Origin of the sequence: Cutibacterium equinum, from assembly GCF_028021195.1 — a bacterium.
GTDB classification, from domain to species: Bacteria; Actinomycetota; Actinomycetes; order Propionibacteriales; family Propionibacteriaceae; genus Cutibacterium; species Cutibacterium equinum.
Window position 1 is genome coordinate 1075335 of the sequence record NZ_CP115668.1, and the last position, 21981, is coordinate 1097315.

Annotated in this window: 17 protein-coding genes; 6 read left to right on the plus strand and 11 right to left on the minus strand. The window is 63.7% G+C overall.

What is annotated here, in order from left to right:
• Window positions 1–14: 14 nt before the first annotated feature.
• Genes O6R08_RS04940 through O6R08_RS04955 form a run of 4 tightly spaced genes read right to left on the minus strand, consistent with a single transcriptional unit; the run spans window position 15 to window position 4955 of the window.
• Window positions 15–665 carry an IMPACT family protein gene (locus O6R08_RS04940; RefSeq protein WP_271418989.1) on the minus strand — a complete coding sequence of 217 codons (651 nt, stop codon included), beginning with the start codon at window positions 663–665 and terminating at the stop codon, window positions 15–17.
• A complete protein-coding gene (locus tag O6R08_RS04945) occupies window positions 662–2416 on the minus strand; it encodes an FUSC family protein (protein ID WP_271418990.1) in 1755 nt (584 codons plus the stop codon). The genes O6R08_RS04940 and O6R08_RS04945 overlap by 4 nt, the downstream gene beginning before the upstream one ends.
• The gene (locus O6R08_RS04950) at window positions 2413–3900 is read right to left on the minus strand and encodes an Hsp70 family protein (protein WP_271418991.1); all 1488 of its coding nucleotides are present in this window, start codon (window positions 3898–3900) and stop codon (window positions 2413–2415) included. Before O6R08_RS04950 ends, O6R08_RS04945 begins: the two co-directional genes overlap by 4 nt.
• Window positions 3901–3935: 35 nt before the next feature.
• Entirely contained in the window at window positions 3936–4955 is a 1020-nt protein-coding gene (locus O6R08_RS04955) for a PAC2 family protein (RefSeq protein ID WP_271418992.1), read from the minus strand.
• A 393-nt stretch (window positions 4956–5348) separates the two neighbouring features.
• Here O6R08_RS04955 and O6R08_RS04960 point away from each other — a divergent pair, with 393 nt between their 5' ends.
• Window positions 5349–5849: a peptidylprolyl isomerase gene (locus O6R08_RS04960; protein ID WP_271419255.1), complete on the plus strand. Its 501-nt coding sequence runs from the start codon at window positions 5349–5351 to the stop codon at window positions 5847–5849.
• Between the two features lie 3 nt (window positions 5850–5852).
• Here O6R08_RS04960 and O6R08_RS04965 read toward each other — a convergent pair whose 3' ends face one another.
• Window positions 5853–6671, minus strand: coding sequence for an alpha/beta fold hydrolase (locus O6R08_RS04965; protein ID WP_271418993.1), 819 nt, complete (start codon window positions 6669–6671; stop codon window positions 5853–5855).
• Between the two features lie 365 nt (window positions 6672–7036).
• Here O6R08_RS04965 and nucS point away from each other — a divergent pair, with 365 nt between their 5' ends.
• The gene (gene nucS / locus O6R08_RS04970) at window positions 7037–7783 is read left to right on the plus strand and encodes an endonuclease NucS (RefSeq protein WP_271419256.1); all 747 of its coding nucleotides are present in this window, start codon (window positions 7037–7039) and stop codon (window positions 7781–7783) included.
• Window positions 7784–7882: 99 nt separating this feature from the next.
• Here nucS and O6R08_RS04975 read toward each other — a convergent pair whose 3' ends face one another.
• Window positions 7883–9226 (minus strand): DivIVA domain-containing protein, encoded by a 1344-nt coding sequence (locus tag O6R08_RS04975; RefSeq protein ID WP_271418994.1) that lies wholly within the window; start codon window positions 9224–9226, stop codon window positions 7883–7885.
• 137 nt (window positions 9227–9363) lie between these two features.
• Complete coding sequence (gene mce, locus O6R08_RS04980) at window positions 9364–9822, minus strand: methylmalonyl-CoA epimerase (RefSeq protein WP_271418995.1); 459 nt, start codon at window positions 9820–9822, stop codon at window positions 9364–9366.
• Between the two features lie 341 nt (window positions 9823–10163).
• On the opposite strand from mce, the gene O6R08_RS04985 reads away from it, so the two are divergent.
• Complete coding sequence (locus tag O6R08_RS04985) at window positions 10164–10691, plus strand: PH domain-containing protein (RefSeq protein ID WP_271418996.1); 528 nt, start codon at window positions 10164–10166, stop codon at window positions 10689–10691.
• A gap of 93 nt (window positions 10692–10784) precedes the next feature.
• Here O6R08_RS04985 and pgm read toward each other — a convergent pair whose 3' ends face one another.
• A complete protein-coding gene (gene pgm / locus O6R08_RS04990) occupies window positions 10785–12416 on the minus strand; it encodes a phosphoglucomutase (alpha-D-glucose-1,6-bisphosphate-dependent) (protein WP_271418997.1) in 1632 nt (543 codons plus the stop codon).
• Between the two features lie 100 nt (window positions 12417–12516).
• Here pgm and O6R08_RS04995 point away from each other — a divergent pair, with 100 nt between their 5' ends.
• From O6R08_RS04995 to O6R08_RS05005, 3 genes are all read left to right on the plus strand, one after another.
• Window positions 12517–13455 carry a tetratricopeptide repeat protein gene (locus tag O6R08_RS04995; RefSeq protein ID WP_271418998.1) on the plus strand — a complete coding sequence of 313 codons (939 nt, stop codon included), beginning with the start codon at window positions 12517–12519 and terminating at the stop codon, window positions 13453–13455.
• A 115-nt stretch (window positions 13456–13570) separates the two neighbouring features.
• Window positions 13571–14305: an HAD family hydrolase gene (locus O6R08_RS05000; RefSeq protein WP_271418999.1), complete on the plus strand. Its 735-nt coding sequence runs from the start codon at window positions 13571–13573 to the stop codon at window positions 14303–14305.
• Window positions 14302–16815 carry a glycoside hydrolase family 65 protein gene (locus O6R08_RS05005; RefSeq protein WP_271419000.1) on the plus strand — a complete coding sequence of 838 codons (2514 nt, stop codon included), beginning with the start codon at window positions 14302–14304 and terminating at the stop codon, window positions 16813–16815. The genes O6R08_RS05000 and O6R08_RS05005 overlap by 4 nt, the downstream gene beginning before the upstream one ends.
• A gap of 115 nt (window positions 16816–16930) precedes the next feature.
• Here the strand turns inward: O6R08_RS05005 and O6R08_RS05010 are convergent, their stop codons facing one another.
• From O6R08_RS05010 to glgB, 3 genes are all read right to left on the minus strand, one after another.
• Window positions 16931–19102, minus strand: a complete 2172-nt coding sequence (locus O6R08_RS05010) for a glucose PTS transporter subunit IIA (protein WP_271419001.1) — start codon at window positions 19100–19102, stop codon at window positions 16931–16933.
• Between the two features lie 96 nt (window positions 19103–19198).
• Entirely contained in the window at window positions 19199–19993 is a 795-nt protein-coding gene (locus O6R08_RS05015) for an NUDIX hydrolase (protein WP_271419002.1), read from the minus strand.
• Between the two features lie 21 nt (window positions 19994–20014).
• Window positions 20015–21949, minus strand: a complete 1935-nt coding sequence (gene glgB, locus O6R08_RS05020) for a 1,4-alpha-glucan branching protein GlgB (protein WP_271419003.1) — start codon at window positions 21947–21949, stop codon at window positions 20015–20017.
• Between the last annotated feature and the right edge of the window lie 32 nt (window positions 21950–21981).

Sequence of the window (21981 nt, forward strand, 5' to 3'; positions counted from 1 at the left end):
GCACTCGTCGAGTCTCAGTGCGCGAGGTCGACCCAGCGTTGTGCCATCGGGACCAGACCGACGTCACGGCCCAGGAGTCCGGCCAGTTCCACGGCCAGATGGTCGCCCTGACCCGCCTGGCAAGCCAGGGTGAGGACAGCCCCATCCGCGGTGTACTCAACCGTCAGCACCTCGTGCCCGGCAGCTCGGATGAGTCCTTCTTCATGGCCAGCCTGGCTCAGGTCGAGCAGGGTTGTGAAGGTGTCCATGAGGATCCGACGGTGCAGCGACGCCGAGTCCAAGGCATTGGTCACCGCGTTTCCATAGGCACGGGTCAGGCCGCCTGCGCCCAGTTTGATGCCACCGAACCACCGGCTCGTGACGGCAACGACGTCCGACAGTGGTGGCTGGTTGGCAGTACTCGAGGCCGTCAGGGCGTTCAAGGTCGGCATTCCAGCGGTGCCAGCAGGCTCGCCGTCATCGCTGCAGCGCTGGGCGTGGCGATCGGGGCCAAGGACGAAGGCGGACACGTGGTGACGGGCGTCGTGGCCATCTCGTCTGGCCTGAGCAATGACCTCACGAGCCGCATCCTCGGTCTCGACGCGGACCAGTCTGGTGTGGAAGATCGAGCGTTTGATGTCGAGTTCAGCCTCGACGGGGTCGGTCAGGACGAGGTACTCGTTCACTCGACCCCCGGCAGGGATGTGACCATGTCACGGCGGATTCTCTCCACCTGGTCGGCAACAGTGTGGGCATCGAGGTTCTGGCTGGAGATCGGGGGCAGCCCGGTGATGAAGATCGCGATGTCGGCCAGGATTCGGCGTGCCCATGGGACGGGTTCGTCGATGGTGTGCCAGCACACCGAGAGCAGGTCATAGCCGGTTTCGGTGACGGTGCGGTCGACCCGGGACCAGTCCTGCAGGGCTTGTGGGGCATCAGGGCGGGTGGCAGAGAGCAGGGCAGACCCGCGAATCAATTCATGAACCATTTGGTTGCGTTCCACCTGGGCCTGCGGGCTACTGGTGTGGCCTTCCTCCAGCGACCGCAGCACAGGCATCGTCGAGCGCAAGGTGCGACGGTACTGGCTGCGCACCAGGAGCACCGGAGCCCGCCGACCGACGACGTGGATCGTGATGATGCCCACGGCCAGACCGACGACGGTCTCGATGATCCTGTCCTGGGCCAACTGATACATCTCACCGGGGTGGGTCAAGGGTGTCATGAGTAGCGCGAAACACGTGATGAAGATGCAGGAGAGGCCGTAATTGCGCGTAATCAAGGCCTGCATCGTCCACAGGAAGACGATGATGAGGCCGAGCTGAACCCAACCTGAGGGCCTGAAGGCCGCCACCGCCAGGTAGAGCCCCAGACCGACGATCGTCCCGAGCACGCGATGAATGGCCCGGATGGTCATGTCGGAGCGGGTGGCGTCCATGTGCATGAGGATGAGCACGCTGAGGATGGCCCAGTAGGGATGGCCGAAGGGCAACAGGATCATGAGCAAGGCGGAGAAGAAGACACCGGTGGCTGCGCGCAGCCCCAGCATCGTCGGCCGGGAGCCACGCTCCAGCGCTGTTCTGAGCAGGTAACTGGTCTTGGGTCGGCCCAGCGGAGTCCACTCCAGATGGTCTGGAAGGGACAGGTCAGCAGACGGGAAGGCTTCCAGCCTCAGCTGGTGTTCCAGGCGCATGTGGGCCGTGACGAGGCGGGCTCTCAGGTCGGAAAGCTCTGACTTCTCCGATGGGCTGTCGACCCTGGTCGCGTGGCCGTCATGGTAGGCCCACCACGCCTGATGGATGGCTGCGTGCGCCGCCGAGCGCAGCCGGGCCACCTCGTGGGCCTCGACCTCCTCGTCGGGCTCGCAGTACCTGTTGACCGCGGTCTCGGCCTTCTCGACGGCCAGTCGTACCGGCCGGTGGGGCGAGATGAAGCTGATGATCATCGACACCCCGGCGGCGATGAGGAAGGAAGGACCGGTCGAGGTGAGGATCGTTCCGATCGTCCAGCCCTGGCTGGCCATGTAGGCGCCGAAAGCCCCGGCGAACAGGATGTTGAGCGGGCCTGGCGGGCCCAACTGCAGGGCGTGCCACGTCCAGATGACGACGAGGGTCCACGCGGCGAGGAGGAACGGCATGAGCCATTCCACCCGCATGGACAACAGGCCGAGACACTGGGCGAAGATCGTCGCCATGCCGACACCGAGGAGGATTCGAGCTCGCGACAGCGGGGCATTGCTGTTGCCTGCCAGCGCGCTCATGGCGCCCATCATTCCCATGGCCGCATGGGTCGGGTCGGTGAGGAGACCCATCGTCACCAAGGACACGGCCATCGGGATGGTGAGAATGACCGCCTGCTTGTTGCGTCCCGGATCGGGGCGAATGGTGATCAGTTTGCGCAGTAGTTGGCGCAGCGAGGATGGCTTGTCGGTCGGGCTCATCGATGCACCGAACCGGTGCTCGTCGTCGTGGGGCGTCCCATGGCAACGGTGGTGGACCATCCAGTGTCGACGTCGGTGATCGTCGCGGTGACCATACCGGTCTCGAGGATGGTGTAGGTCTCCTCAATGAGGTGACCGTCGTCAACCTCGTGCACCTCGACCCGGTCAGCGTCAAGATCGGTGCCCGCGTTCTGCAAGGCCGCGTCGAAGGGGAAGACGACAGTCGCGAAGGGGACGAGGTCTCCCACCGGTTCGCCCGCGGCGTCAGTTCGCGAGAACTCCACGAAACGAAAGACACCGATGTTGTGACGGGACCGGTAGCTGCGAGTGATCGTCGTCGTCCCGGAAAGCCGAGTGCTCTGATCGGTGAGGACGTCAAAGCCGACGCCGCGTCCGGACTCAGTCTCGCGAAACACCCCGAAACCGCGGGAAAGACGGTCACGGATTCCCAGGGTGTCCGCGTCAGCGGCGACGGCCAGACCGATCGCGGTGGCCGAGGTCGGGTTGGGAGAACGGTGCACCCGCCTGCCGTAGAGTTCGCGCAGGCGGCGGGGGACGATCGGCAGGGCTGTGGCGCCACCGACGAGGTGGATGCCGGCGATGTCGGAGTCAGTGTTCTTGAGCAGCGAGGACAACGGGTCCATGGCCTCGATGGTGCGATCGACCAGTGGCTGACAGGCTTCGGCCACCTCGGCCACCGGAATGCGCAGCGTCGTCGAGTCGAGGTCGACGAGGAGGTTGCGTGACTGGGGACGCAGGGCTTCCTTGGCGATCCGACATGCCTCGACGAGCTCGTCGCGATCGACGCAGGCCTCACCGAGATGACGGGTGGCCAGGTCAGCCAGTGCCTCGTCGATGTCGTCGCCACCAAGGTCATTGAGACCAACGGAGTCGAGGACCTCGGGGCCTTGGCCGGCCATGTTGACCAGGGATGCGTCGAAGGTGCCACCACCGAGGTCATAGATGATGACCCTGGTGCGCTTGGAATTGAGGGTGCGAGCCTGACGGAGGGCGAATTCCAACCCGGCCGCAGATGGTTCGTTGACCAGCCCGAGCACCTCGATGCCGGCTTGGCGTGCTGCATCCATCGTCACGAGGCGTTGCCCGGTGTGAGCATGGGCGGGTACGCCGAGGACCCCACGGTGAGGACCGGGAACGTCAATACACGAGATGACATGATGCAGGAAGTCAGCCCACAGATCGACCAACGGGATCTCCATCTCCCCGATGCGGACCAAGGTCGATGGGCCAGCTCCGGGGGCCGCCAGGAGGCGCTTGACCGAGCGGACGCCAGGAGCTCCATCGGCCATCGCCTGACGGGCCTGGAAACCGTGGACGAAGGACCCGTCGACGACCGCGCTCACGCTGGGTAGCTGGTCGTGCGAGTCTCCTTCAGTGTCGAGGAATGGCAGCAGGGGATAATTTCCGTTGTCAACAGCAGCCACCGCGGTGTAGGTGGTTCCCAAGTCGATTCCCAGATCCATGGCGGGAAGTCTATGACCGGGTAGCGACAGTGCCCTTACTCGTTCGAATCGCCTCCGCGACGGGGACGGTAACCGGAGGTGTCGTCGTCGGAGTTCCCGCCGCCACCATGTCGTGGGCCCGAGGACGTGTCCTCATCGCTCGAGTCGTCCCGGCCCTGGTCGCTGTCGCCGATGGAACGTAGGAAGTCCTCGACCTCGGCGCCAATGTCCTCGGCGTCAGGGACGGAGACCTCAGTGGTACCGAGTTCGCGCTGGGCAACTCGCGAGTCGTACTGCTCCTCGAGGGCATGGAGCATGGCCTTGAGTTCCTCAGATCCCTCGACCTGAGCGTCGATCTCGGCATGGACGGTCCTGGCAGCCATCGCCAGAGGGTTGATGGGCAGGGCCAGCCCGGTTGCGCCGCGCAGGGCCTCGACGAGGGCGCGGGCCGACTCCGGGTAGTCGAGGTCAGCCAGGTAGTGGGGCACATGGGATGCCAGGCCGATGACGGCGTGGTTGGTTTCCCCCAACCGCTGCCCGAGGACGACCGGGAAGGAGGCAGGCACCTGCACGCGGCCAAAGGATGAGGCCGATCCCAGGATGAGCTCGGGACGCGACGCCCATCGGGTGATCGTGGCGGGGCGAGTATGAGGTGTGGGCACCGGAATCGAATCAGTGATGACCGTCAGACGGATACCAATGGAGTCCACGAGGTCGGTCAACGAGGAGACCATCGACTCCCAGCCCAGAGCCGGTTCGGGGCCATCGAGGACCAGGAAGGCCTGTCCGAGTTGATCGGTGACCTCGTGAAGGACCATGCGAGGACGTTCATATCCCTCGAAATGGTCGGTGTCGAAGATGATGGGCTGACGGGTGTCGCGGTGATCCAGCAGGAAATCAATGTCGAATTCACCGAGTTCGTGGTGAGGCAGCTCGGAGAAGATCGCGTCACGTACCCGTGCCTGAACCCGTCCGGTGTCATTGAAGGACTGCACCAGAGTGATGAGGGTGGACACCTCCTGATCAGGCCCCACGATTCCGGGATGCCAGCTGTACGGATCGCTGTGCTGATCCATGGGTGTCCTCCCTATCCATTGAGCTCAGGTTGATGCAACCCCGTGAGTCCTCACTCTATTCCGTTGTGGCGGTGGGTAGCCTGACCGCGTTGCCAAAACGACAGAAGGACCGACTCCATGACGATGACGCACCGAGCAGCCACCGCGGTCGCCGTTGCAGGATTCTGCCTGCTTGCCGGATGCTCACAGACCAGAGGAGAGGTGCCCGGGGTCAGCGATACTCCTGATCGCTGGTGGACGGCGTCTCCCACGGCTGCGAGCCAGCCTGCCAGCACCCACGAAGTCCAGGCCAGTCCCGCCCCTGTTCCAGCAACGACGACGACACCGACGCCAGTGGCGGCCAGCGGTCCCTGTGGTTATGCCGTGACGGGCAAGGCGGCTCGTCCTGTCGACATGCCTCATTCCGACGAGATTGAGAAGACCGGGTCGACGCCGGTCACCTTGACGATCAATGACACGCCGGTGGTGCTGACGGTGGATCGTGCTACCGCTCCCTGCGCCGTCAACTCCTTCCTGTCCCTGGCTGAGCAGGGGTTCTACAACGACACGTCGTGTCACAAACTGTCAACCGGGGACACGAAATACCTGCAGTGCGGCGACCCGTCGGGCACTGGTAACGGCGGCCCCGGGTACTCCTACCCGGTTGAGAAGGCCAAGACTGGCGGGTCAGTCGCAGCGGGCACCCTGGCCCTGGTCGCAGATTCCCAGCATCGGCTCGGATCGCAGTTCGCGTTGGTCTACGGCGACTCCACGTTGCCAGATTCATTCCTGGTCATCGGAAGCATCGATGCGGAGGGTGTCGACGCCATCTCTGACATTGCTGGCGAGGGGGTCTCCGATGACGGGAGGTCTCCCAAGGTTGACACCCGTATCGGCGCGGTGGTGATGGGCTGAGCCTCAGCGGGAGGCCGAGTCCGCCTGGCAGTGCGACAGGAAGGTTGCCAGAACCTGCACGAACACTGCCGGCTGGTCCGAGTGCACCCAATGCCCGGAGTTCTTCACCCGAATCCGGCGCACCTGGGGGAACAACTCGTGTATGGCCTGGGAATGGTCCGGGCCGACGTAATCAGACTGTTCGGCGGTGATCCACAACACCGGTCCGTCCCATGTCGTGGTGACTGGGGGCCAGGCCCCAACGTCGGACAAATCATTGCCCAGCAGGTCGAGGTTCATCTGCCAGTACCAGCGCTCGTTCTCACCGGTGTCGTGTCGCAGGTTCTGCAGCAGGAACTGGCGGATCGTCGCCGAGGGGACCTCCTGGCGCATCTGGTCCTCAGCCTCGCGTCGGGTGGTCAGGGCGTCCAGATCAATGGACTTCATGGCATCAACGAGGGGGGCCAGGCGAGTGAGACGTGAGTCCACCGGTGCCATGTCGACGACGGTCAGGCTGCGCGCCAGGTCGGGATTGTCCAGGACTGTCCGCATGACGACCTTGCCACCCATGGAGTGGCCCAGGAGGTGAACCGGGCGATCCGCGCTGGTCGTCCTCACCGTCTCGGCGAGGGCCTCAGCCATGTCCGGGTACGAGAAATCCCGTGTCCAGGGGGAACGGCCATGGTTGGGCAGGTCCACGAGGATGCAGCGGTATGCGTCCGGGCCGCTGGCGAGGAGGTCCTTGGCGACCCGGGTGAAGTTCTTCCCCTGCCCGAAGATTCCGTGGCACCAGTAGACGTCCTGACGACCGTCGCCAAGGGTGGTTACATGAAGCTCAGTCATGGCCGCGACCTCCAACATCCGGTGTGCCAGTGACGACGTTCCTCGACGGGGGACTCGGAGAACATTGACGGTTCATGCGGCCAGGCGACGATGTGCGGGGTTCCCGGTTGGATGGGGTGGAGACACCCCGGACAGGTGTAGACCTTGAGCGCCCGGTCAGCGGGCACCATCCGTACGACGTGTTGACCATCCCTCTTGGACTCAGCATGGGGATGACTGGCCGCATTGAGGGGTCGGGGCCGACGCTGCCACTTGCTCGAACCATGATGACGACCCATGGGGCCCATTGTGCCGCACGCGGTGCTGCCGCGGACAATGCCGACGGGGTGGGCGCCGCAGAGTGCAGCGTCACGATGGCGTTCGAGATGGAGGCTGAGGTGCAGGTAGAGTCCGACCCTGTGCGTCTCGTCATCGCTTTCTGCCAGGTTGACTACACCGGTCGTCTCAGCGCCCATCTGCCGTGGGCGAAACGGCTCATCGTCGTCAAGTCAGACAACTCGGTGAGCGTCCATGCTGACGACCGGGCGTACAAGCCACTGAACTGGATGAGTTCTCCCTGCACCTTGACGACTCGTCCATGCCTGCCTGACGAGCCTGCTGCCGTAGCTGGCATTGACGCCGAGGTCGAAGAGGTCTGGGAGGTAGATGCCCCAACCGGAGATCATCTGCAAATCCTGCTGGGGCCAAAGATCCTTGACGTCACCGAGGACCTGGGAGTCGATCCTGGTCTGCAGAAGGACGGGGTGGAGGCCCATCTCCAGGAGCTGCTCGCCGAGAACCCTGACACCTTCGGGGAAGGGTGGTCGCTGGTTCGGCGCGAGTACATGACGCCGATCGGCCCGGTGGATCTGTTGTGTCGTGACGCCGAGGGTGTCTATGTTGCTGTCGAGGTCAAGAGGCGAGGCGAGATCGACGGGGTCGAACAGCTCACCCGTTATCTGGAACTCATGAACCGCGACCACCTGTTGGGTGATCGGGTCAGGGGAGTCTTCGCGGCCCAGAAGATCAAGCCACAGGCGCGCACCTTGGCCACGGATCGGGGCATCGAATGCGTCACCGTCGACTACGACGCCCTGCGTGGCATGGACCATCCAGAAGACCGCTTGTTCTGACCTGTCATCACACCAGGCTGCCAACCCAACAACGTGGCCCCCGACCTCATGGTCAGGGGCCAGTCACGGGCATAGGCCACTCACGGTGTGGGGCACACCTCACTTCTTGGGAGTACGACCTGCTGAGAGAACCTGGGTCTTTTCGTCGTCGGACTCGTCGCCCTGATCGCCTTGGGGTTCTGATTGCTGAGCTGGAGTGGCACCGTTCTGGGTGTCGCCCTTGACGGTTGGAAGCACCTGGGTGGCCTGATCCTCGCGGGGAGCCGCTGTCTCAGACGGCTCGGCGTCGGTCTTGGGAGGGGTCTTCGGGTCGATGACGATGGTGGCGTCCTCGGTGCCGTCGGCCTCCGGCTGCTCAGCGAATGGATCAGCGTTTGGATAGGCGCTCTCGGCTTCTCCCGCCAGGGCCTTGAGATTGCTGAGCTGGGCGATGACGGACTTCTTGCGCTGCACCAGGGCAGCGGTCTCGCGCTCCAACTGCTCCTTGCGCCAGGCGTACTGCTCCTCGAGACGTTCCTTCATCATGGCCGCCTGACGGTGAGCCGTGGCAATACGGTTCTCTGCGTCGCGAGCGGCCTGGTTGCGAATGGCCTCGGCCTCCTCGAGGGCGCTGTTACGGATGGCGTCGGCCTCTTGAGTGCGCTGGGTGACGGTGTCGCTGCTGGCCTGCTGATGAGCCTTCGCCTGTTCCAGCAGCTCATTGATCTTGGCCATGGCCTGGTCATGGTTGGCACGAGCCTCCGCAGTGAGGGCAGCGGTCTCCTCGCGCGCCTTCTGAGTGATCTCGGCAGCCTCACGACGAGCGGACTGCACAATCTCCGCAGCCTCGGATCGAGCCGTCTCGGTGATCTGTGATGCCTGAGCACGGGCATTCTGGTCAATGGCCGCAGCCTTGGTGCGCGCCTCGGTGACGACGGCCTCGGCATGGGTTCCGGCCTGGTCGACGATGGTGCGGGCCTGAAGACGTGCCTGCTCGACGGCAGCTCGGGAATCCTTGGCGGCCTGGTCACGCAGCTCCCGCTGGTTGGCCAGTCCGGCGACGCGGATGTCATCGGATTCGGTCTGGGCCGCAGCGCGCATGTCGGCAGCGACGCGACGTCCCTCCTCCTTGATGCGCTCAGCCTCGTTGCCGGCCGCAGTGACGATGTCGGTGGCCTGAGCCTCGGCCGCGGTGAGGATTTCGGTGGCGTGAACTCCCAGACGCTTGAAATCGGTCTGGGTGACCTCAGCCTGGGCCTGAGAGACCTGCCCGCGTAGGTGCCGGGTGAGTTGCTTGAGGGTCGAGACCTGCTGCTCGATCTCCCGGACGTAATTGTCGACGCTGGTGCGGTCATAACCCCACATCGAATGGGTGAAACTACCGGCCGCGCTGGCGGTGTCGTCGAAGAGGTTGAGTCCGGTCTCCTCGTCGAACTGGCCGTCAGAAACGTCTTGTGTGCTCACCGATGGTCCCCTTCCAATAGGTGACTCCAACGGTACCAATGCCGACCGAATGACAAGGGCGGAACTCACCGGGACGAGAAGGGCTCCGGGGAGTCTGTCCCCGGAGCCCGAAAATCTCTCACCTCAACGGCGTGGCATCAGTCGTTGTAAGGCATCCCGTCGGCCGGGGGCTCGGTGATCTCGATGAGAAGACCGCCGGTGTACTTCGGGTGCAGGAAGATGACGCGGGAGCCAGCGGTGCCGATGGAGGGCTCGCCAATGAAGACGGCGCCGCGCTCCTTCAGGGTGGCGATGGTCTTGTCCAGGTCGTAGGTGCGGTAGCACACCTGCTGGATCATGTTCTTGTTCTTGGCAATGTACTTTCCGATGGTGCTGTCCTCGCCGAGAGGAGCGAGCAGCTGGATGACGGTGCTCTCCTTGCCGCGATCACCGGTGGCGATCATGGCCTCCTCGACACCGTGGCCCTCATTCTTCTCGCGAAGCAGGACGTGGAAACCGAGAACATCGCAGTGGTACTTGATGGCCTCGTCCATGTCCTTGACGGCAAAACCGACGTGATCGACGCACGCAAAGGGATCATTGTTGAAGTTCTCCATGTCTTCATCCTTGCACTGCCAACCAAGCCGGGTTCAGCCGGGGTGGGTTTGCGACGCGACCGTGAGTGACCTTGCCCGGGCGGGCTCATGAGGCGCACCGTGATCTGCTGGCCGCAGCGCTGAAACCCTGACGAGAACTGGCGTCCTGCCGATGTCGGTGCTGCCCGGCGTTGCGCGTGGTGCCCGTGACGTTTTCGGTCAACAATGACGGTGTCATGCCCCTGTGCCCTTCCCCGGGCCACGTGCCGAGCAAGGAGCCTTAGTGAACCTGCTCGAGTGATTCGCGGCTTCTTCAGCGGGCTCTTCGGGTTCATCAGGGCTCTGGGTGGGCAGTCCTGACCTTGCCCGGCATCATCGGTCGTTTCATCGACCCCGATGTTGACCGCCACCTGTTGGTCAACGAGGGAGAATACGTCATCGACGAGGTTGCCAAGCACTGGATCGTCCTGGTAGCCCCGACAATCGCCATGGTGTTGGCCAGTCTGTTGTTCATCTCGACGCTTTTTGCGCAGCGGTGGTGGGGTATCCCCTTCGTGATGGGAATCATGCTGGCGATCTGGGGAGTGTTACGTTTTCATCTGGACCACATGGACCGCTTCGTCATCACCAATATGCGGGTGTTCCGTGTCCATGGCATCTTCGATCAGCACCTGGCGACGATGCCCATGACTCGCATTCTCGACATTTCGGTTGAGCAACCCTTCCTTGGTCGCGTGCTCGGTTATGGCCATTTCGTCTTCGAGTCGGCAGCCCAGGATCAAGGTCTGCGGGAGATCACCTACGTCGGACATCCCGAGGATCGCGACCTGACGATCCAGCGCGTCATCCAGATGGCCGGTTTGCGGACGAACCTGGCCCATCCCAAGTGACTGTGGTGCGCGGCAGTGATTGTCTGATGGACGCGGCATCGCCCCGACCGCAGGGAAGTGGTCGGGGCGATGTCCTCCTCACGGTGTCATGCGTCAGGCCGTCAGGGCCTTGTCGACGATCTCGCGGGCCTCGGCCTGCACGGCGGCCAGATGGTCGGCGTCACGCAGGGACTCGGCGTAGATCTTGTACTTGTCCTCGGTACCGGAGGGACGGGCAGCGAACCAAGCGTTCTCGGTGATGACCTTGATGCCACCGATGGGAGCGCCATTGCCGGGGGCCTTGGTGAGGATCCGCTCGATCTTCTCCCCAGCGATGGTCTCGGCAGACACGTCGTCGGGGGAGAGGGCCTTGAGGCGAGCCTTCTGCTCACGGTTCGCGTCGGCGTCGATACGGGCGTAGTAGGACTTGCCGAAGCGGCTCTCCAGATCGGCATAGTGCTCGGAGGGAGAACGCCCGGTGACGGCCTTGATCTCGCTGGCGAGCAGGGCCAACAGGATGCCGTCCTTGTCGGTGGTCCAGGTCCGGCCGTCGAGGTCGAGGAAGGAGGCTCCCGCAGACTCCTCGCCACCGAATCCCAGATCGCCGCGCATGAGGCTGGGCACGAACCACTTGAAGCCAACTGGCACCTCGACGAGGCGGCGGCCCAGATCGGCGGCCACCTTGTCGATGAGGGAAGAGCTCACCAGGGTCTTGCCGATGCCGGCGTCGGGTCCCCAACCAGGACGGTGGTCGAAGAGGTAATTGATCGCCACCGCCAGGTACGCATTGGGGTTCATGAGCCCGGCATCAGGGGTGACGATGCCGTGACGGTCGGAGTCGGCGTCATTACCGGTGGCAATGTCGTAGGCATCCTTGTTGGCGATGAGGGATGCCATGGCCGACGGGGAGGAGCAGTCCATGCGTATCTTGCCGTCGGTGTCGAGGGTCATGAACCGCCACGTCGGGTCGACCTTGGGATTGACGACCGTCAGGTCGATGCCGAGGTGATCGGCGATGTACTCCCAGTACTGCACCGACGCCCCGCCCAGCGGGTCAGCACCGATGTGCACCCCTGCCTCGTCGATGGCGCCGAGGTCGATGGCATTGCTCAGGTCGTCGCAGTAGGCGCTGCGGTAGTCGTAACGCGACACCTCGTCGCGCACCTGCTCGTAGGGCTTACGACGAATACCTGACGGATCGGCGAGCAGTTCGTTGGCTCGGTCGGCGATCCAGCCGGTGGCATCGGTGTCGGCCGGGCCACCGTGGGGCGGGTTGTACTTGAAACCGCCGTCGCGAGGCGGGTTGTGGGAGGGGGTGACGACGATGCCGTCAGCCTGGCGTCCCTCGCTCAGACGGTTGTGGACGATGATGGCTCGCGAGACCGCCGGGGTCGGGGTCCACTCGTCGTCATGCTCGGCCACGACCTCGACGTCGTTGGCACGCAACACCTCGATGGCAGTGGTCCACGCGGGCATGGACAGGGCGTGGGTGTCCTTGCCGATGAACAACGGGCCATCGACGCCCTGAGAGGCACGGTATTCGACGATCGCCTGTGTCGTGGCGGCGATGTGGGCGTCATTGAAGGCGCCGTCCAAGGAGGAGCCGCGGTGACCGGAGGTGCCGAAAACAACCATCTGGTCGGGGTTGGAGGGGTCGGGAGTGATGTCGTGGTAGGCCGACAGGACGGCATCGACATCGATGAGATCGGATTCCTGGGCAGGTTTCCCAGCACGTTCATGAGCCATGGGGCCAGTCTCTCACCCACCGGCGCACTGTGGTAGGCCACCATGAGGAATGAGGGTGTTCGCGTCATCGGTCGGCACCGATGACGGGGTGTCTGGTTGAATGGGTGACATGTCTTCTGACTCGATTCATCGTCATGATGCCGTCGATCTGTCGGGGCTGGCAGCTGCAGCCGGTTCCTCCGACTCTCCCTCCGGTCCCGTCCCGGCTGGTTCGGGAACCACCAGGACCTGGGTGGTCGAGGGCACCGAGGAGAATTTCAACTCCCTGCTCCAGAAGTCGGTACAGCACCCGGTGCTGGTGGAGTTCACGACGCCGAAGGCCCACGGTGCCCAAGAGATGTCGCAGGTACTGCGTCGAGTCACCGACGAGGCCGCTGGCGCGTGGCTGCTGGTGCACGTCGACATCGACGCCCAGCCTCGGCTGGCTCAAAGTCTGGGAGTTCAGGCCGTCCCCATGCTCGTCGCCGTCATCGGTGGACAGCTGGCACCGCTGGCCCAGGGCACGATCGACGAGGAGCAATTCCGTCAGATGACCGCTCAGGTGACCCAGGCGGCGACTGCTGGTGGCATGGTCGGTCGCGCTGAGCCGGTGACGGTCCAGGCGAGCCCAGATGAACCCGTCGGACCTGATCCGCGCACCATCGAGGCCGAGAAGCTCATGGATGCCGGCAAGTTTGACGAGGCCGTCGCGGCCTATGACGCGCTGTTGGCCAAGGAGCCCAATGATTCGGTCCTCATCGCGGGACGCAACGGGGCAGCCCTGCTGGGGCGGTTGGACGGCAAGGACCCCGCTGCGCTGTTGGCTGCTGCCCAGCGCGATCCTCGCGACGTCGAGGCCCAGCTGGCCGCTGCGGATGTCGAGCTCATGGGAGGACGGACCGGTGATGCCTTCAACCGCATCATCGAGGTGGTGCGCACCACCCATGACGAGGAGCGCGAAGCCGCTCGTACTCGCCTGCTGGAACTGTTCGCCATGGTGGGACAGTCCGATCCTGACGTGGCGGCCGCGCGACGTTCGCTGGCAGCGGCATTGTTCTGATTCGCGCGTCCATGCGTGATGACGGCCCGGCCCGACGTTCCCGGACCGTGGATGTGTGGGGCGAGTCTGCCCCAACGCGGCTGGACGTGTCGTCATTGACCAATAGCATGGGGTCATGGACTCGACCCGATTCGACGAGAAGTTCCATGGCGTGCTGTTCGACCTCGACGGCGTCCTCACCCCTACCGCACTCATTCACATGCGTGCCTGGAAAGAGATGTTCAACGAGGAGTTGGCTCGTCACGAGGGCCAAGCCCCCTACACCGACGAGGACTATTTCGCCCATGTTGACGGTAAACCTCGCTACGACGGGGTACGGGACTTCCTCGCCAGTCGCGGTATCACGCTTCCGGAGGGGGACCCCTCCGATGGCCCCGATGCCCAGACCATCTGTGGGTTGGGGAATCGAAAGAATGACCTGTTCAACACGGTGTTGACCCGAGACGGTATTGCGCCTTACACGGGGTCTGCTCGTTGGGTGGGGTTGCTTCACGAACGGGCCCTGCCGATGGCTGTGGTGTCCTCGTCGCGCAATGCTGCTGCCGTGCTCAAGGCGGCCGGTATGAGCGATGATTTCCCGGTGCTGGTTGATGGCAACCGTGCGAAGGCGGAGAACTTGGCCGGCAAGCCCGCCCCCGACACTTACCTGCGTGGAGCCGAGTTGCTCGGTGTGCCCGCACATCAATGCGTTGTCGTTGAGGATGCGGTCTCGGGGGTGCGCGCCGGAGCCGCAGGCGGATTCGCAATGGTGCTCGGCGTCAATCGCGGCGTGGGTGCTGACCGGCTTCTCCAGGCCGGTGCTGACCGAGTGGTTGATGACCTGGACGAGATGGCTGAGGAGATGGCATGACGCGAGTGGGAGCCGACCCGATGGATCGATGGCGTTTCCCGGACGATCCGTGGGCGATCGTCGAGACGGCACCGAGCACCGCTGATCTGGGCAAGACCGAGACGCTGTTTGCGGTCGGTAACGGTTACCTCGGTATGCGCGGTAATCCGTCCGAGGGGCGTGACTCCTTCAGCCATGGCACCTTCATCAATGGATTCCATGAGATCTGGGACATCCATCACGCTGAGAACGCTTATGGTTTTGCGCGCACGGGACAGACGATCGTCAATGTCCCTGACGCCAAACTCATGAAGCTCTACGTTGACGATGAGCCGCTGCTGCTCAGCGTCAACGAGATTCAGTCGTACAAGCGATGGATTGATTTCCGCGAAGGGGTGCTGCGTCGCGAGCTGGTGTGGCGGACCCCGGCGGGCAAGTTGTTGCGAGTGTCGACCTCCCGGATGGTGTCCTTCACCCACCGCCACATGGCCTTGATGAGCATTGAGGTGACGATGCTGGAGGGGGACGCTCCCATCGTCATCAGCTCCCAGATCCTCAATCGTCAAGACGGTATGGACGAGTATCACGCCCGTGCCGAGGACTCGGGTCAGACTGCCGATCCTCGGCAGGCCCGCAAATTCGCTGATCAGGTTCTCGTCGCTGAGCAGGATTGGCATTCGGACCGGCGGATGATCCTGGGTTTCCACACCGCCAGGTCCGGGATGACCCTGGCCGTGGGCGCCGATCATGAGATCACCACTGACAATGAGTACGTCTCCCTCATCGACACCGAGCCCGGACGTGGCAAGCGGGTTTATCGCATCGAGGCCACCCAGGGCCGTCCCATCCGAGTGGAGAAGGCCGTGGCCTATCACTCCTCGCGTGGTGTGCCGGTGCACGAACTGTTCGACCGAGTTCGTCGCAGCCTCGATCGAGTCCGGGAACAAGGACACGAGATCTATTACGACGAGCAGAGACAGTGGCTCGACAACTACTGGGCGACGGCCGATGTCGAGGTTGACGGTGCACCGGCAGGCATCCAACAGGCGGTGCGCTGGAACATCTTCCAGATCGCCCAGGCGTCCGCGCGTGCCGATCAACTGGGTATTCCTGCCAAGGGGGTGACCGGGTCCGGGTACGAAGGCCATTACTTCTGGGACACCGAGGTCTACGCCATCCCGATGTTGACCTACACTCATCCGCGCATTGCTGAGAATGCCCTGCGGTTCCGCGTCAACACCCTTCCGCAAGCCAGACGGCGAGCCGAGGAATTGTCCGAGCGGGGAGCCCTCTTCCCGTGGCGGACGATCACCGGCGAGGAAGCGTCGGCCTATTACGCGGCAGGTACCGCCCAATACCACATCAACGCCGACATCGCTCACGCCCTCATGAACCACGCTCGGGCCACGGGGGACACGAACTTCCTCTTCCGCGACGCTGCACCGGTTCTCGTCGAGACGGCGCGTATGTGGGCAGATCTGGGCTTCTGGCGGATCAACGGAGGCCGGGAGTTTCACATCCACGGGGTGACGGGGCCCGACGAGTACACCACGGTGGTCAACAACAACCTCTACACCAACGTCATGGCGCGAGCGAACCTCATTGACGCCGCCAGTGTCATGAGGCGGATGAGGGACGAGGACCCGCTGTGGTTCGAGCATCTGTGCTGTGAACTGGACCTCACCGAGGACGAGATCGGTGGTTGGGACGAATGTGCCGCAGGAATGGTCATTCCCTTCGACGACACCTTTGGCATCCATCCTCAGGATGACCAATTCCTCTCCCGGGAACTGTGGGACCTCGCCAACACCCCCGACGACAAGCGCCCGCTTCTGCTGCACTATCACCCGCTGGTGATCTATCGGTTCCAGGTGCTCAAGCAGGCCGACGTCGTGCTGGCCCTCTTCCTGCAGGGGGACCAATTCACCCAGGCCGTCAAGTTGGCTGACTTCGAGTATTACGACCCCATCACCACCGGTGACTCCAGCCTGTCGGCAGTGGTGCAGTCGGTGATGGCAGCCGAGGTGGGCCACCAGGAGATGGCCATGGAGTACTTCCTCGACGCCCTCTACTGCGACCTGGCCGACACCCACCACAACGCATCGGATGGTGTGCACGTCGCCTCGACCAGTGGCGTGTGGGGTTGCCTTGTCCATGGCTTCGTGGGCATGCGCAATGACCGGGAGAACCTGCGTTTCGATCCGCGTCTGCCGGCCCAGTGGACGTCCATCAAGCACCACATGCTCATTGGCGACTCGCACATGCTCGTGACGTTGGAACGCGACGCCATCACCTTCCAGATCCTGTCGGGACATGACCGCGAGGTGACGGTGCGAGGGCAGCTTCACCACGTCGGCGTTGAACCGGTTCGGGTCGCGTTGAGCGACCAGGGGCCGCTGCGTCCCAGTCTGCGCGGAACCCACCCGATTTCGGGACTGCGGCGTGCCGACGGTTCCCTCATCACGGCCGAGGTTCCCGGAAGCATCGCTGAGACGATCATCTCCTCCCCGATTCCGCCTGCGCGCGACTGAGGAGAGCCCACCGGGACCACGACGACAAGGGGCCGACACCGTACGGTGTCGGCCCCTTCATCTGTGAGAATTGTGGGGATTGGAGCGGCGGGTCATGGACCCGGCCGCGCTCGGCTCACTTCTCCACGGTGAGGACCGGGGTGCTGGTGGTGACCTCGTCGGCTGGAATGCCGGTGACGTTGGAGTAGTCGAACCCATTGGTCACCAGGACCGGGGTGATCCTCGAGTAGCCCGCGGCGTCGATGACGGCGGGGTCAAAGACGACCAAGGGCTGGCCAGCAGCGACGTGGTCGCCAGCCTTGACCTTGACGTCGAATCCCTTACCGTCCAGCTCGACGGTGTCGATACCGACATGGATGAGCAGCTCGACGCCCGAATCCAGCTTGAGCCCGACGGCGTGGCCGGAATCGGGGGCCGTGATGACGGTGGCGTCGGCGGGACAGAGGACCACGTTGTCAGTGGGATCAATGGCGATACCGTCACCGACGACTCCGGTGGAGAATACCGGGTCGGGGATCTGGGAGATCGGAACTGCACGCCCCTTGAGGGGGGAGGTGATGGTGAGGGCCTTCGATGCGACCTCAGCGGCAGTGGAGGTCTCGGCTGAGTCAACCGTGGCGGTCTGGGTCGTGGGCCTGGTGGCAACTGCGGTCGCACTCCCAGCGGTGGCAGTCCCAACAGTGGCAGTTTCAGCGCTAGCACTCCCGGTGCTGACAGTCCCAACAGTCGCAGTCCCAGCGGTGGCAGCACCGGCAGATGCAGTGGCGAGGGCGCCCGGTGTGGCCTTGGTGCCGCGAGCCTGGGCGGCCTTGGCCTCAGCGCGGCGAGCCTTGGCAGCAGCCTTCTCGTCGTCGTCACGGTAGTCGCGCACGATGACCAGGGCCATGGCGGTGAAGAAGGAGGCTGCGATGGCGACCGCGTACAGGCCGATGTTGTCGAAGGCCGGGATCGTCAGCAGGGAGGTGAAGACGAAGGCCGGGGTGTGCAGACCGCCACCAGCACCGATGATGACACCACCGACAAGACAGCCCACCAGCATGGACGGGTAGATCTTCTTGTAGCGCAGGTGGATGCCGTAGAGGCTGGGCTCGGAGATACCGCCGAGCAGACCGGCTGCCAGGGCGCCGGTTGCGCTCTGACGCATCGTCACGTCCTTGTCACGGATGGACAAGAACAAAACGCCGGCGGTGGCGCCGAAGCAGGCAAAGTTCCAGGCACCCATCGGGCCCTGAATGTAGTCGTAGCCTAGGGTCTGGATGTTGAGCAGCATGACGGCGTTGAGCGGCCAGTGCAGACCCAGCGGAACCATGAACGGGTAGAGCAACGGGATGAGGACGGCGAAGATGAATGGGGAGACGTCGTTGACCGCCTTGAGTCCGTTGGCCAGGCCAGCGCCGGCGTAGACCCCGATGGGGCCGATGAGGAAGGCCGTCAGCGGGATCATGATGAGCATGGTCAGGAAGGGCACGAAGATCATCTGGACATTGGGGGAGATGACCTTCTTGAGCCACTTGTACAACGGAGCCAGGATGGCCGCCATGATGAGAGGCGGGAAAACCTGCGAGCCGTAGTTGAAGATCGTCAACGGCAGGCCGAAGACCTCGACGACGTTGACCTCGAATCCGCCCAGGGACAGCGGGTGGGCCGCCTTACCGAGCTCGGCGAACCCGGGGAGCATGACGACGGCCATGACGGAGAATCCCACCCAGGGGTCAGCGTTGAGGCGCTTGGTGGCGTTGTAGGCGACCAGCAGTGGCAAGAAGTAGAAGACACACTGCCAGGCAAGGTTCACGAACTGCCAACTTGGGGGCAGGGAGACGCGGGAGTCGGCCCAGTTGCCGATGACACCCATGGTGCCCATGAGGGCCATGAAGGTGATGAACAGCGAGGCACCCAGAAGGGTTCCCATGATCGGACGGAAGGAGTCCGACAGGTACTCGAACAGGTTGTCGAGCCAGGAGAACTTTCCGCGCGGACCCTGGGAACGATGCGCGGCCTTGACGTCGGCATCGGAGGGCTCTGTGTTCCTGGAGCCGAGGTTCTGCATGTTCGGCAGTGCCATGATGTCGTTGTAGACACTGTTGACCGCCCCGCCGATGACGACCTGGTAACGGTTGCCCGACTGGGGTACTGCTCCCATGACGCCGGGGATCTTCTCCACGTCGGCCTTGTCGATGGCCGAGGAGTCACGAAGCTGGAATCGCAGACGGGTGGCGCAATGGGTCAGGCCGACGATGTTGTCGGGGCCGCCCACCACGTCCACGATCTGGGACGCAGTTGATGACATGTAGGTGGTCCTCCTGTGTAATCAGTCTCCCCTTGTCGGGACAACGACGCAGAAGCATAACCGTTTTGGCTGAACGTTCGTTCACCACCCCCAGGGTTACAACGAAAACCCATTTTCCGTGGCCCGTGGCGTGGAATCTGCGAGCATGGTCGAGATACGTCGGGCCGACAGCTCGGTGACGTGGTCTGGGACGTCAGCAGGATCAACCCAGTGCAACTGGCCGATCTCGCTGTCGCCAGGACGCATCGTGGCAGCCAAGGAAGGGTCGACGACACCGGCGTCGTAGATGAACTCGATGGCGTCAGACCACCCCAGCGCAGGGGGCATCCAATCGATGAGCACGGGGGTGGCCGGGATGTCGAGGCTGACCCCCAACTCCTCCCGGCACTCGCGCACCGCACCGGCGTGGGGCGATTCCACCGGCTCGACGACACCGCCGGGAAGCTCCCAGTCGGGCTTGTAGGTCGTCTCACACATGAGTATGCGTCCGAGTTCGTCTCGGACCAGGACATGGGAGATGACCCGTTTGGTGGGCAGCACGGAGTCGAGCATGCCGGTGTGACCGGTCCGCGTGTAAATCTCGTCGGTGGCCAGCCGGGAATAGACGAATTCGTCGGCCCACCCGTCCGGGCAGTTGCGAGCCTGTCGCAGTCGTCCCTCCCGCCGGTATCCGGCCCGGTGCAGGGCATGGATGACCTCTTCGTCGTCGACGGCCACGCGGGCCTCCAAGCGACGCACCTCGTGGCCAAGGATGGCGTCGTCGGAGGCCAGAGAAATGGCCCGCGTCAGACCTTCTGGATATGGCGGATCATCGAGGAGAAGGCGACCGCAGTCGCCCACCACCTCGACCTGGATCCGAAAGTCCTCGGGATCGGACTCGTCATCGACCACGAATGATCCTCCTTGTCGCAGTCACTGCATTCCCGGATCGCCGGGCAGTGTGGCGGTTGCCGAGGGGTCGTGACGCAGCCATACCGATCCCATCGGCGGGACACACACGGTGGCGACGGCCGGGAAGCGGTCAGGAACCGGTATCGGGGTGGCCACAACCTGGCCGAGGTTGCCGAACTCTCCCGTCCCGTCGTACTCCAAGGAATCGGTGTTGAGGATCTCGGTCCACACACCCTCCTTGGGCAGGCCGACGCGGTAATCGGTCTGCGGGTTGGGAGAGAAGTTCGTGAGGCAGGCGATCGTCGAGCCGTCCTCGCTGCGGCGCAGCCAGGAGAACAGGTTGTTGCCGGCGTCGTCGGCGTTGATCCACTCGAACCCGCGAGGATCAGAGTCGAGTTGCCACAACGCGGGGTTGTCCTTGTAAACCTTGTTGAGATCGCGGAAGAGGCGCTTGAGACCACCATGACCCCACAGATCGGCGACGAACCATTCCAGGCTGACCGATTCGTCGAACTCGTGACGCTGGCCGAACTCCTGACCCATGAAGACCAACTGCTTGCCGGGGAAGGACCACATGTAGGAGTAGAAGGCTCGCAAGGACGCGAACTGCTGCCAGTCGTCACCGGGCATCTTGGTGATCATCGATCCCTTGCCGTGCACAACCTCGTCATGGCTGATCGGCAAGATGAAGTTCTCCGAGTACTGGTAGACCATGGCGAAGGTCATCTCGCCGTGGTGGTACTGACGATGGAACGGGTTGAGTTCCATGTAGCGCAGGGAGTCGTTCATCCAGCCCATGTTCCACTTGAACCCGAATCCCAGGCCACCGTGGTCGACAGGTTTGGTGACGCCCGGGAAGCTGGTCGACTCCTCGGCGATCATGAGGATGCCGGGGTGGCGCGAGTACAGGTGCGAGTTGACGTAGCGCAGGAAGTCGATGGCCTCCAGGTTCTCGCGGCCGCCGTACTTGTTGGGCACCCACTGCCCCTCCTCGCGGGAGTAGTCCAGGTACAGCATTGAGGCGACGGCGTCGACACGCAGACCGTCGACGTGGAACTCGCTGATCCAGTACAGCGCATTGGAGACGAGGAAGGACTTCACCTCGTTGCGGCCGTAGTTGAAGATGTAGGTTCCCCAGTCCATGTGCTCGCCCTGACGCGGATCGGCGTGCTCGTAGAGGGCGGTGCCGTCGAAGCGTCCCAGGGCCCAGTCGTCCTTGGGGAAGTGTCCGGGAACCCAGTCCATGATGACGCCGATGCCGGCCTGGTGAAGCTTGTCGATGAGGTAACGCAGATCGTCGGGGGAGCCGTAACGGCTGGTCGGAGAGAAGTATCCGGTGACCTGGTAGCCCCACGATGGAGCGAAGGGATGCTCGGCCAGCGGCATGAACTCCACGTGGGTGTACCCCTGCCAGGTCACGTAACTGACCAGCTCGTCAGCGAGCTGACGGTAGGTCAGCCCTTGACGCCATCCGCCCAGGTGGACCTCGTAGACGCTCATCGGCTCGGCGTGGGCGTGAGCGGCCTCACGGCGGGCGATCCACTCGTCGTCATTCCACTCGTAGTGGGTCTCGGTGACGATGGAGGCGTTCTGCGGGGCCTGCTCGCTGAAGCGGGCCATGGGGTCGACCTTCTCGTGCCAGGTGCCCCCCTGGTCCTGGATGCGGAACTTGTAGAGGGTGCCCTCTCCCACCCCCTCGATGAAGGTGCCCCAGACACCAGAGCCCGGGATGAGACGCATCGGGTCGCCGGTCCACCAGTTGAAGTCTGCGATCACCTCGACAGCCTGGGCATTGGGGGCCCAGACGGCGAACCGGGTTCCGGTGATGGGGCCGCGCTCGTCGTCGACAATGGTGACGACGTGGGAGCCCAGTCTCTTCCACACCTCCGTGTCCCCACCGGAATGGAACCCCTCGAGGTCCCAACCGGTGAGTCCTCCGAACTCATCGTGAGCCATGTCGTCCTCCTGGCATGTCGTTGGTGTGGGTA